This is a genomic window from Actinomadura sp. GTD37, from assembly GCF_041951365.1.
Lineage (GTDB): Bacteria > Actinomycetota > Actinomycetes > Streptosporangiales > Streptosporangiaceae > Spirillospora.
Genome location: NZ_JBGNUS010000004.1, coordinates 357,835 through 368,858, shown reverse-complemented (window position 1 = coordinate 368,858; position 11,024 = coordinate 357,835). Strand labels below are relative to the sequence as shown.

Below are 11,024 nucleotides of genomic sequence, written 5' to 3'. Positions count from 1 at the left end.
GTGGCACAGCACAATCGGCGCCATGGAACAGCGCGACGCCGACTGGGCGCCGGTGGTCGACCTCATCGAGCGGATCTCCGGCGAGGAGGACCTGCTGCCGTCCGTGGTCGCCGGGGTGACCGCCCTCGTGCGGGAGGTCTCCGTCCTGCCGCCCGCCGACATCGCCGGGCACACCCGCGCGCTGCTCGCCGCGGCGACCCGCGCGATCGCGGCGCGGCGCGGGCCGACCGAGGGAGAGCTCGCGTTCGTCGCCGAGCTCGGCGTCACCCGCGCCCGGCAGGGCGTCCCCGTCGAGGCGGTGCTGAGCGCCGTCCACGTCGCCGAGCGCGCCATCTGGTCCCGGGCCCGGGAGGTCGCCGCCGCCCAGGGCGTCCGGGACGCGCTGCTGCTGGACGCCAGGGAGCTGTACGACGACTGGGCCGAGGCCGTCCGGTCCCGGCTGATCCGGGCGCACCGGGAGGCGCACCGCGAGGCGCGGGCGGGCGCCGGGCCCGGCCGCGGCGAGCGGGACGCGGCCCTGCTGCGCCGGCTGCTCGACGGCGGCTCGGCCGCCGCGCTGGCCGCCGCCGAGGCGGGCCTCCCGGCCGGCGGCGCGCTGTGGGTGCTCGCCGCCCGCCCGGCCGGCGCGGGCCGCGAGGACCCGCCGCCCGTCCGGCCGCCGGCGCTGTCGGCGCTGCTGGACGGCGTGCTGCTCGCGGTGACCGCGCACCCGCCGGCGTCGCCCGGCGGCCCGGCGGCGGGCCTCGCCGGGCCGGCCGAGGCGGAGAACCTCGCCGCGGCGCGCCGCCTCGCCGTCTCCGCGCTCACCGCCGCCGAGGCGACCGGCCGGACCGGCGTGGTGCACATCGCCGAGGTGGCCGTCGTCGCGGCGGCCGCCGACCGCGCCGACCTCGCCTCGATCCTGCTCGACCGGTACCGGCCGGCCCGCGCGGAACTGGGCGCGAACGCCGGGCCGGTCGCCCGCGCGGTGTGCGCCTGGCTGGAGGAGGGGCGCGACGTCACCGCCGCCGCCGGGCGCCTGTTCGTGCATCCCAACACGGTGCGGAACAGGGTCCAGCGGTTCACCGAGGTCACCGGCGTCGACCCGTCCGACGCCTTCGGCGGCGTCAACGCCTGGTGGCTCTGCCGCGCCTGGCTCGCACCCGCCTGACGCGCCCCCGCTCGGCACGCACCCGCCTGACACGCACCCGCTCGGACCGTCCCTGCTCGGCACGGGCGCGTCCTAGGGGTCGGTGGGGGCGGTCGCCGCGTCCAGCTCGTGGGCCAGTTCCTCCAGTTCGCCGCCGCCCGCCATGAGGCCGGTCAGCTCCTCGCGGGTGATCTCGTCCTTGGTGCGGTAGCCGATGCTCTGGCCCCGGTTGAGGATCAGGAAGCGGTCCCCGACCGGGTAGGCGTGGTGCGGGTTGTGGGTGATGAACACGACGGCGAGGCCCCGCTCCCGCGCCCGCACGACGTAGCGCAGCACCACCCCGGCCTGCTTCACGCCGAGGGCGGCGGTGGGCTCGTCCAGGACGAGGGCCTTGGCGCCGAAGTACACGGCGCGGGCGATGGCCACGCACTGGCGTTCGCCGCCCGAGAGCGTCCCGATGGGCTGGTCGACGTCGCGCAGGTCGATGCCCATCGCGGCCATCTCGGCGTGGGTGGTCCGCCGCATGAAGCCGGTGTCCATGCGCCCGAAGCCCTTGCGCTTCTCCGAGCCGAGGAAGAAGTTCCGCCAGACGGGCATCAGCGGGACGACCGCGAGGTCCTGGTAGACCGTCGCGATGCCCCGGTCGAGCGCCTCGCGGGGCGAGCCGAAGGCGACCTCTGCGCCCTCGACCTCGTAGGTGCCGGCGTCGTGCCGGTGCAGGCCCGCGACCACCTTGATGAGCGTGGACTTGCCCGCCCCGTTGTCGCCCAGCACGCACGTCACCTCGCCGGCGGACGCCTCCAGGTCCACGTCCCGCAGCGCGATGACGTTGCCGTAGTTCTTGCCGACGCCCGTGAGGCGGATCAGGGGCGCGTCCGGCGCGCCCGCCTTCGCGTCCGTCATGACGACCGCTCCACTCTGCGCCGCACGATCAGGTTCACCACGGTCGCGAGCAGCAGCATCGCGCCGAGGAAGAACCGGAACCAGTCCGGGTTCCACTCCGCGTACACGATGCCCTTGTTCGTCATGCCGAAGATGAACGCGCCGATGGCCGCGCCGATCGCCGACCCGTAGCCGCCGGTCAGCAGGCAGCCGCCGATGACCGCGCAGATGATGTACAGGAACTCGTTGCCGACGCCCTCCCCCGACTGGATGGTCGCGAAGGCGAACACCAGGTGCATCCCGGAGAACCAGGCGCAGAACGCGACCCCCATGAACAGGCCGATCTTGACGCGGGCGACCGGGACGCCGACCGCGCGGGCGCTGTCGGCCGAGCCGCCCACCGCGAAGATCCAGTTGCCGACGCGGGTGCGCAGCAGGATCCACGTCGCGATCGCCGTGAACAGCAGCCACCAGAACACGGTGATCTTCACGTTGACGCCGAGGACGTCGACGTCGGAGGCGAAGACCGAGCGGGCGCCCGCGAACCCGTCCATGTCGCGGACGGAGTCGCTGGCGACGTTGCCGGTGAGCGCCTTCGTCACGCCGAGGTTCAGCCCTGCGAGCATGAAGAACGTCGCGAGCGTGATGATGAAGCTCGGCAGCCGCGTCTTGACGTAGAGGACGCCGTTGACCATGCCGAGCGCCAGCGTCAGCACGAGCGAGACCGCCACGCCCGCCCACACGTTCAGCGAGAACTGGTAGGCGGTCAGCGCCGCGATCAGCGCCGACGACGTCACCATCACCCCGGCGGACAGGTCGAACTCGCCGCCGATCATCAGCAGCGACACGCCGACCGCCATGATCCCGAACGTGGAGCTCGCGTACAGGACGGTCGAGAACGACCCCGCGCGCAGGAACGCGTCCGCGATGGCCGAGAAGAACACGAACAGCGCGACGGCGCCGAGCAGCGCGCCCAGCTCCGGGCGGCCCAGCAGCCGCCGGAGCGGCGACTGCCGGGCCAGGCGCTCGTCGGAGCCGGGACCGGCCGCCGGCGGACGCGCCACCGCGTGGGTCATCGCGTCCCCCGGTTCGCGAACGCCTCCAGCCCCGCCGCGTTCTCCTTCGTGACGATCGCGGGCCCGGTCAGCACCGGGCGCCCGCCGCCGAGGACGTTGCCGTTGTTCTTCAGCAGCCACAGCTGGTCGACGGCCTCATAGCCCTGCAGGTACGGCTGCTGGTCGACGGCGAACTCGATCGAGCCCGCCTTGAGCGAGGCGATCAGGTCCTTGTTCAGGTCGAACGTGCCGATCTTGGCCTTGCTGCCGGTCTCCTTGACCGAGTCGACGGCGGTCGCGGCGAACGGCGCGCCGAGCGTCAGGATCCCGTCGATGTCCTTGTCGGACTGGAGCTTGGCCGTGATGGACGACTTGACGTCCGGCATGTTCGTGCCCTGGACGAACAGGTTCTCCAGGTCGCCGCCGAACGTCTTCTTCGCGCCGGCGCAGCGGGCCTCCAGGCCGACGTTGCCCTGCTCGTGGACGACGCACAGCGCCTTCTTCGCCCCGATCTCGCCCAGTTCCGTGCCGGCCGCCTCGCCCGCGATGGCCTCGTCCTGCCCGAAGTGCGCGAGCGCGCCGAGCTTCGCCGAGTCCTCCGCGCCGGAGTTGATCGACACCACCGGGATCTTCGCGGCGGCGGCGCGGGCCAGGACGTCCTTCATCGCGTCCGGCTTGGCGAGCGTGACGATGATGCCGTCGACCTTCTTGTCGATCGCCGCCTGGACGAGCTGGGCCTGCTTGCCGCCGTCCGGGTCCGCCGAGTACAGGAACTCGGTGTTGTCCTTGGCGGCGGCGGCCTTGGCGCCCTTCTGCACGATGTCCCAGAACGTGTCGCCGGCGCCCGAGTGGGTCACCATCGCGATCTTGAGCCGGGGGCCGGCGCCCTCCGGGGCCTCCTCGGACTTCTTCCCGCCCGAGCTGCTGCAGGCGCTCAGCGCCAGCAGCCCGGCGGCGGCCAGGACCGCGAGCCTCCTGGAAGCCCCGTGTTTCCGCAGCGGCCCGCGTGCGACAACGCCTCTCATCGGCTGCTCTCCGTTTCTCCCCGAATGGTGCGGTCTGAGGAGTTGATCACAGATCAGGGCGGTCGCGCGCGCCGATCCCGCTCACAATTCGGCACCACCTGGGCGGCGCGCCTCAGCGGCGCCCCTCCGCCGACGTCAGCGGCAGCCGCGGATCGACCTCCTGCCCCGTCCAGGTGCCGCGGATCCACGCGTGCGCGGGGTCGTCGCAGATCCGCCAGGCGCGCTCCGGCGCCGGCCCGGCCATCACGTTCAGGTAGTAGAGGTCATGGCCCGGCGGCGCCATCGACGGGCCGTGCCAGCCGTGCGGGATCAGCACGGCGTCCCCGCTGCGGACCTCCGCGAGCACCTCGATCGGACGTCCCGGCGAGCCGTAGACGCGCTGGTAGCCCATGCCGTCCCCGGCGACCTCGAAGTAGTAGATCTCCTCCAGCACCGATTCGCCGGGCCGGTCCTCGTCGTGCTTGTGCGGCGGGAACGACGACCAGCAGCCGCCCGGCGTGAGCACCTCGCAGGCGATCAGCTTCTCGGCGAACGGGAACCCGTCCGGCGTCCCGAAGTTGTTGACCTGCCGGCTCGCCGGGCCCGCGCCGCGCAGCTCCACCGGCACCTTCTCGGCCGGGCCGTAGCGCGGCTCCAGGCGCGCCTCGCAGCGGGCGCCGGCGAGCGCGAACCGGCCGCGCCCCCGCACCGTCACCCGCGCGTCCCGCGGGACGTAGGCGAAGTCGCTGACCCGGCTGAACACGTCGTCGCGGCCCGCCAGCTCGAACCGCGAGCCGTCGCACTCGACGACGCACGACCCGGCCAGCGGCAGCACGATCGTCTCGAACCCGCCGGTGCCGAAGACGTGCTCGCCGCCGTCCGGCAGGTCGAGGACGCGCAGCGCGGAGTGCGTCCAGCCGGCCGACTCGGGTGTGACGACGAGCCCGTAGGGGCCCTCCGCGGTGCTGCCGGCGGGCAGGTGGTGTTTCATCGGGTCTCCTTGAGCAGTGCTTCGGCCTGGCCGGGATGGACGTCGGCGCCCACCCGTCCCATCGTGTGCAGCTCGAAGCTCACAGACGCGTCCCGCTCATCGGCGCACCTCGTCGGTGGCGACGATGCGGCCCTCGCGCATGGACAGCTCGCACGCCTCGGCGAGGTAGCACGCCTCCAGGGCGTCCTCCGGCGGGCAGGGGTTGGCGCGCCGGCCCGCCGCCACGTCCACGAACGCCTGGAGTTCGGCGTCGTAGGCGTCGGAGAAGCGGTCCATGAACCCGCTGTAGGCGGGCACCGGCTCCACGCCCCGCTCGGGCAGCGGCGTCGCGGGCGTCCGGTCGTCCATGCCGGTGACGACGCTGTCCTTGGAGCCGAACAGCTCCAGCCGCGCGTCGTACCCGGCGGCGTTGTAGCGGGTGGCGGAGACGGAGCCGAGCGTCCCGTCGTCCAGGACGAGCATCGCGGACCCGGTGTCGACGTCGCCGCACTCGCGGAAGAAGTCCTCGCCGCGGTTGGCGCCCGCGGCCATCACACGGACGACCTCCCGCCCGGTGACGAACCGGATGAGGTCGAGGTCGTGGATGACGCAGTCGCGGAAGAGCCCGCCCGACGACGGGACGTACCCGGCGGGCGGCGGCGACGGGTCGAAGCTGCACGACCGGACGGTGTGCAGCCAGCCGAGCCGCCCGGACGCGAGGGCCTCGCGGGCCGCCGCGTTCCCCGCGTCGAACCGGCGCTGGAAGCCGACCTGCACCGGGACGCCGGCAGCGGCCGCCGCCCGGACGACTTGGAACGTTCCATCAATATCCGAGGCGAGCGGCTTCTCGCAGAAGACGGGGATTCGCGCGGTCACGGCCCGGTCGACCAGCGCCGCGTGCGCGTCGGTGGCCGCCGCGACGACCAGCCCGTCCAGGCCGGCGGCGAACAGGTCCCCGACGGCGCCGAGCGCGCGGGCCCCGGACGGGAGGCGGGCGGCGAGATCGCGCGCGCGGGCGGCGTCCGCGTCGGCGATGACCAGGGCGTCCACCTCGGGCAGTGCAGTGAGAGCGGCGGCGTGGCGCGCACCGATGCGCCCCGCGCCGGCCAGACCGATCCTCATCGATCCCCTCCCGGTCGGCGGTCAGGTGAGTCCTGAGTGTGCTGGACCGTTCCAGGGGCGTCAATGACGGGCCGTCCGGGTTCCCGGTATCCAGGTGTCCGAAACTCCCCGGGCTAGGCTGCGGGTGGGCTGTCGCCCGGACATGACCAAGCGCTAGTTTTGCTCCATGCGGATCTTCGTCACCGGCGCCTCGGGCTTCGTCGGGTCCCACACCGTCCGCGCCCTCGTGGCCGCCGGGCACCGGCCGCGCGCGCTCGTCCGCGACCCGGCCAAGGCCGCCAGGGTCCTGCGGTCGGTCGGCGTCGCCGAGGAGGACGTGGAACTCGTCACCGGCGACATGCTGGACGCCGGCGCCGTGTCCGCGGCGCTCGCCGGCTGCGACGCCGCCGTCCACACGGCCGCCGCCATCGACGTGACGGGCGGCGACCGCGACCTGGTCGAGGTAAACGTCCAGGGCACCCGGAACGTCGTCGGCGGCGCCGTCGCCCACGGCCTCGCCCCGGTGGTCCACGTGTCGACGATCGCGGTGTTCGTCCCGCCGTCCGGACCGGTCATCACCGCGAACGACGCGCTGGCCAGCCCCCGCACCGACTACGGCAAGTCGAAACTGGCGGCTGAGCGCTACGTGCGCGGCCTCCAGGCGGACGGCGCGCCGGTCACCATCGTCTACCCGGGCGGCGTGTGCGGGCCGGACCAGCCGACACTGGACGCGCTGATGGAGGGGCTCGCCGCCGCGCTCGGCAAGGTGTGGCCGCTGCCCGGCGGCGGCGTCTCGGTCATCGACGTCCGCGACCTCGGCGAGGCGCTGGCACGGTCCGTCGAGGCCCGCCAGGGCCCGAGCCGCTGGGTGCTCGGCGGCCACTACCTGACCTGGCCGCAGTACGCCGACCTGTGCGACCGCCTCACCGGGGTGAGGTGCCGCCGCGTCCCCGTCCCGTCGCGCGTCATGCTCTGGCTGGGCTCCGCCCTGGACGCGGCCAAGCGCGTCCGCCGCTTCGACTACCCGCTCACCCGCGACGCCGCCGAGTTCATGGTCACGCTCGTCCCGACCGACGACCGGCCCGTCCTGGAGGCGCTCGACCTGACCCTGCGCCCCGTCGAGGAGACCGTCGCCGACGGCCTGCGGTGGCTGGCGCGGAGCGGCCACCTGAACCCGCGCCGGGCCGGACGGCTCGCCACCGAGGAGAAACCGATGCCCACTCTCGTCCAGCGCACGTTCGGGCCGGTCTTCCACCGGGTCTCGGGCGCCGCATGGTTCGCCAAGGTGGGCCCCAAGGTCGTCCCGCCGATCGACCGGGCGCTGCACAAGGCCACCGGCGGCCGGCTCCTGCTCGGCCAGCTCCTCGTCCCCAGCCTCGTCCTCACCACGACCGGCGCGGTGAGCGGCCTCTCCCGCCGGACGCCGCTCGCCTGCCTGCCCGACCCGTCCGGCGGCTGGTACGTCGTCGGCTCCAACTTCGGCCGCGAGAAGCACCCCGCCTGGACGGGCAACCTCATCAAGAACCCCGGCGCCGAGGTCAGCTTCCGGGGCCAGACCACCCCCGTGACCGCCCACCTCTTGGACGACGCGGAGCGCAAGGAGGTCTGGCCCCGCCTGACCGCCGTCTGGCCCGTCTACGACAGCTACGTAGAACGCGCTGAACGCGAGCTAAGGGTCTTCCACCTGACTCCCCGCTAGCCACCGCGGAGGGTCTTGGACAGGCGGCGGCCCAGGAACAGGTAGGCGAGGACTACGCCGCACACGTTGAGGATGACGTCGTCCACGTCGAAGGCTCGTCCCATCACCAGGAGGCCCTGGATCGTCTCGATCACCAGGGAGAGGACGCCGGTCATGAGGGCCAGGCGGATGGGGCCGCGCAGGGTCGTCCAGACGAGGGGCAGCAGCACGCCCAGCGGCGCCAGCAGCGCGAGGTTGCCGCCTATCTGGAGGAAGGCGTCCTTGGTGGGGCGGTCCAGGTAGAAGCGCAGTGAGCGGCCGGGGTCGGTGTTGCCGCCCGCCTGGCCGTTGTCGTGGACGGGCGTCAGCGTGAGCCGGAACGCGAAATAGAAGAAGACGCCGAGAAGGCCCAGTGCGATCAGCACGACGACGGCGCGCAGGGCGACGACGTACCAGGGAATCCGTTCGCCCGGCGCCGCGGGCTGCCACATCTCGACCAACACCCGGCTCGTCGTCCCCCGCCCCCGCCGGACTATGTGCACCGGCATATTCCGGGTTGTCCGCAATGGGGGCATGCGAACGCCCGCGCCGGAGCCGGCGCGGGCGTTCGACCGGGTCAGGCCGCCACCGCGGTGGTGGCCGGCTCCAGGGCCAGGTCCAGCACCTCCCGGACGTCGCTGACGGTGAAGACCGTCATGTTCTCCAGCACCTCGGCCGGGACGTCCTCAAGGTCGGGCTCGTTGCGCTTCGGCACGATCGCGGTCGTGATGCCGAGCCGGGACGCGGCCAGCAGCTTCTGCTTCAGGCCCCCGATCGGCAGCACCCGCCCGGTCAGCGACACCTCGCCGGTCATCGCCACGTCCGCGCGGACCGGCCGCCCGGACAGCAGCGACGCGAGGGCCGCCGTCATCGTGATGCCGGCGCTCGGGCCGTCCTTCGGGATCGCGCCGGCGGGCACGTGGACGTGCACGCCGCGGTCCTTCAGGTCGCCGACCGGCAGCTCCAGCTCCGCGCCGCGCGAGCGCAGGTAGGACAGCGCGATCCGGGCCGACTCCTTCATGACGTCGCCGAGCTGCCCGGTGAGCGTCACGCCAGTGTCGCCGGTCTCCTTGTCGGCCAGCGACGCCTCGATGTAGAGGACGTCGCCGCCCGCGCCGGTGACCGCGAGGCCCGTCGCCACGCCCGGCACGCCGGTCCGGCGCTCGCCCCGGCTCAGCTCGACCTCCGGGGTGAACCTGGGCCGGCCCAGGTAGTCCTTGAGCTCGGCCGCGCCGATCGAGACCGGCAGCGCCGCCTTCTCCAGCGCCACGTTCGCGGCGACCTTCCGCAGCACCCGCGCGATCGAGCGGTCCAGGGACCGGACGCCCGCCTCGCGGGTGTACTCGGCCGCCAGCAGCCGCAGCGCGTCGTCGCCGAAGCCCACCTCGGACGCCTCCAGCCCCGCCTTGTCGAGCTGGCGCGGCAGCAGGTGATCGCGGGCGATGGTGACCTTCTCGTGCTCGGTGTAGCCGTCCAGCTCCACCAGCTCCATCCGGTCGAGCAGCGGCCCGGGGATGGCCTCGACCACGTTCGCCGTGGCGAGGAAGAGCACGTCGCTGAGGTCGAGCTCCACCTCCAGGTAGTGGTCCCGGAAGGTGTGGTTCTGCTCGGGGTCGAGGACCTCCAGCAGCGCCGCCGTCGGGTCGCCCCGGTAGTCGGCGCCGACCTTGTCGACCTCGTCCAGCAGGACGACCGGGTTCATGGAGCCGGCCTCGCGGATGGCCCGGACGATGCGTCCGGGGAGCGCGCCCACGTAGGTGCGGCGGTGGCCGCGGATCTCGGCCTCGTCCCGGACGCCGCCCAGGGCGACACGGACGAACTTGCGGCCCATCGCCCGCGCGACCGACTCGCCCAGCGAGGTCTTGCCCACGCCGGGAGGACCGGTCAGGGCCAGGACGGCGCCGCTCCTGCGCCCGCCCACGACGCCGAGGCCGCGGTCCTCGCGCCGCTTGCGCACGGCCAGGTACTCGACGATGCGCTCCTTCACGTCGTCCAGCCCGGCGTGGTCGGCGTCCAGGATCTCGCGGGCGCCCGCGATGTCGTAGGCGTCCTCGGTGCGGTCGTTCCACGGGATGTCGAGGACGGTGTCGAGCCACGTGCGGATCCAGCCGCCCTCCGGCGAGGCGTCGGACGACCGCTCCAGCTTGTCGACCTCCTTCAGCGCCGCCTCGCGCACCTTCTCGGGGAGGTTCGCGGCCTCGATCCGGGCCCGGTAGTCGTCCTCCTCGTCGGCGGGGTCGCCGTTCAGCTCGGCCAGCTCCTTGCGGATGGCCTCCTGCTGCTGCCGGAGCAGGAACTCCCGCTGCGTCTTCTCCATGCCCTCCTGGACGTCCTTGCGGATGGTCTCGGCCACGTCCAGTTCGGCGAGGTGGTCCCGCGTCCACCCGATCAGCAGCTCCAGCCGCTCGACCACGTCGACGGTCTCCAGGACCTCGATCTTCTGCTCGTCCGTCAGGTACGGCGCGTACCCGGCGTTGTCGGCCAGCGTGGACGGGTCGTCGATCTGCTGCACCACGTCCACGACCTGCCAGGCGCCGCGCTTCTGCAGGATCGCGCTGACCAGGCCCTTGTACTCCTTGGCCAGCTCCTGGGCCCGCCCGGACGCCGGCGGCGCCTCGATCACGGTCCCCTCGACCCACAGCGCCGCGCCGGGCCCGGTCGTGCCGGTCCCGATCCGCACCCGCGACACGCCGCGGACGACCGCGCCCGGCTCGCCGCCGGGCAGCCGGCCCTCCTGCTCGATCACGCCGAGCGTGCCGACACCGGCGTACCGCCCGTTCAGCCTGGTCACCAGCAGCACCCGCGGCTTGCCCGCCGATCTAATGCCCGGCCCCTTGGACTGGGCCACCGCCCGCGCGGCCTCGATGGCCGCCCGGACCTCGCCGTTCTCGGACAGGTCCAGGGGAACCACCATGCCGGGCAGAACGACCCCGTCCTCCAGGGGCAGCACCGGCAGCGTCAGGGTTTCGCTCATGCTCAGCTCCAAGTCCGTCGCCGACCCAACCTCAAGTTGAGTCATACACACTCAAGAAAACGGAGCACGATTTTGTTTCCGCAGCAACGTTCGCTCTCAGCGATCAGAGGCGCGCTGTCCCGTCCGGGCGAACCCTTCCGGTTCCGGACTTAGGTTTCCGGAGACAGCGTCACGTTCGGATTAACTCTTCCG

9 protein-coding genes are annotated in these 11,024 nt (G+C 73.2%); 2 read left to right on the top strand and 7 right to left on the bottom strand.

Annotated features, from left to right (window positions below; all coding sequences use genetic code 11):
- Nucleotides 1-22: 22 nt before the first annotated feature.
- Nucleotides 23-1,150 carry a helix-turn-helix domain-containing protein gene (locus ACA511_RS23360; RefSeq protein ID WP_375026698.1) on the top strand — a complete coding sequence of 376 codons (1,128 nt, stop codon included), beginning with the start codon at nucleotides 23-25 and terminating at the stop codon, nucleotides 1,148-1,150.
- A 72-nt stretch (nucleotides 1,151-1,222) separates the two neighbouring features.
- Here the strand turns inward: ACA511_RS23360 and ACA511_RS23355 are convergent, their stop codons facing one another.
- The 5 genes from ACA511_RS23355 to ACA511_RS23335 all read right to left on the bottom strand — a co-directional run bounded on the left by ACA511_RS23355 (nucleotide 1,223) and on the right by ACA511_RS23335 (nucleotide 6,162).
- Complete coding sequence (locus ACA511_RS23355) at nucleotides 1,223-2,032, bottom strand: ATP-binding cassette domain-containing protein (protein WP_375026697.1); 810 nt, start codon at nucleotides 2,030-2,032, stop codon at nucleotides 1,223-1,225.
- Nucleotides 2,029-3,087, bottom strand: coding sequence for an ABC transporter permease (locus ACA511_RS23350; RefSeq protein ID WP_375026696.1), 1,059 nt, complete (start codon nucleotides 3,085-3,087; stop codon nucleotides 2,029-2,031). Before ACA511_RS23350 ends, ACA511_RS23355 begins: the two co-directional genes overlap by 4 nt.
- A complete protein-coding gene (locus ACA511_RS23345; RefSeq protein ID WP_375026695.1) occupies nucleotides 3,084-4,091 on the bottom strand; it encodes a sugar ABC transporter substrate-binding protein in 1,008 nt (335 codons plus the stop codon). The genes ACA511_RS23350 and ACA511_RS23345 overlap by 4 nt, the downstream gene beginning before the upstream one ends.
- Before the next feature lie 112 nt (nucleotides 4,092-4,203).
- Nucleotides 4,204-5,061, bottom strand: coding sequence for a 5-deoxy-glucuronate isomerase (iolB, locus tag ACA511_RS23340; RefSeq protein ID WP_375026694.1), 858 nt, complete (start codon nucleotides 5,059-5,061; stop codon nucleotides 4,204-4,206).
- A gap of 96 nt (nucleotides 5,062-5,157) precedes the next feature.
- The gene (locus tag ACA511_RS23335; protein WP_375026693.1) at nucleotides 5,158-6,162 is read right to left on the bottom strand and encodes a Gfo/Idh/MocA family oxidoreductase; all 1,005 of its coding nucleotides are present in this window, start codon (nucleotides 6,160-6,162) and stop codon (nucleotides 5,158-5,160) included.
- 166 nt (nucleotides 6,163-6,328) lie between these two features.
- Here ACA511_RS23335 and ACA511_RS23330 point away from each other — a divergent pair, with 166 nt between their 5' ends.
- Nucleotides 6,329-7,840, top strand: a complete 1,512-nt coding sequence (locus ACA511_RS23330) for a nitroreductase family deazaflavin-dependent oxidoreductase (protein WP_375026692.1) — start codon at nucleotides 6,329-6,331, stop codon at nucleotides 7,838-7,840.
- Here the strand turns inward: ACA511_RS23330 and ACA511_RS23325 are convergent.
- Both ACA511_RS23325 and lon read right to left on the bottom strand, forming a co-directional pair.
- The gene (locus ACA511_RS23325) at nucleotides 7,837-8,322 is read right to left on the bottom strand and encodes a VanZ family protein (protein ID WP_375026691.1); all 486 of its coding nucleotides are present in this window, start codon (nucleotides 8,320-8,322) and stop codon (nucleotides 7,837-7,839) included. The two genes, ACA511_RS23330 and ACA511_RS23325, sit on opposite strands and share 4 nt — an antisense overlap.
- A gap of 113 nt (nucleotides 8,323-8,435) precedes the next feature.
- Nucleotides 8,436-10,832 (bottom strand): endopeptidase La, encoded by a 2,397-nt coding sequence (gene lon / locus ACA511_RS23320; protein WP_375026690.1) that lies wholly within the window; start codon nucleotides 10,830-10,832, stop codon nucleotides 8,436-8,438.
- Between the last annotated feature and the right edge of the window lie 192 nt (nucleotides 10,833-11,024).

Bases quoted from the DNA above. Each gene is read 5' to 3' on its own strand.
- ACA511_RS23360 (WP_375026698.1), top strand. From the start codon at position 23: ATGGAACAGCGCGACGCCGACTGGGCGCCGGTGGTCGACCTCATCGAG.
- ACA511_RS23355 (WP_375026697.1), bottom strand. From the start codon at position 2,032: ATGACGGACGCGAAGGCGGGCGCGCCGGACGCGCCCCTGATCCGCCTC.
- ACA511_RS23350 (WP_375026696.1), bottom strand. From the start codon at position 3,087: ATGACCCACGCGGTGGCGCGTCCGCCGGCGGCCGGTCCCGGCTCCGAC.
- ACA511_RS23345 (WP_375026695.1), bottom strand. From the start codon at position 4,091: ATGAGAGGCGTTGTCGCACGCGGGCCGCTGCGGAAACACGGGGCTTCC.
- iolB (WP_375026694.1), bottom strand. From the start codon at position 5,061: ATGAAACACCACCTGCCCGCCGGCAGCACCGCGGAGGGCCCCTACGGG.
- ACA511_RS23335 (WP_375026693.1), bottom strand. From the start codon at position 6,162: ATGAGGATCGGTCTGGCCGGCGCGGGGCGCATCGGTGCGCGCCACGCC.
- ACA511_RS23330 (WP_375026692.1), top strand. From the start codon at position 6,329: ATGCGGATCTTCGTCACCGGCGCCTCGGGCTTCGTCGGGTCCCACACC.
- lon (WP_375026690.1), bottom strand. From the start codon at position 10,832: ATGAGCGAAACCCTGACGCTGCCGGTGCTGCCCCTGGAGGACGGGGTC.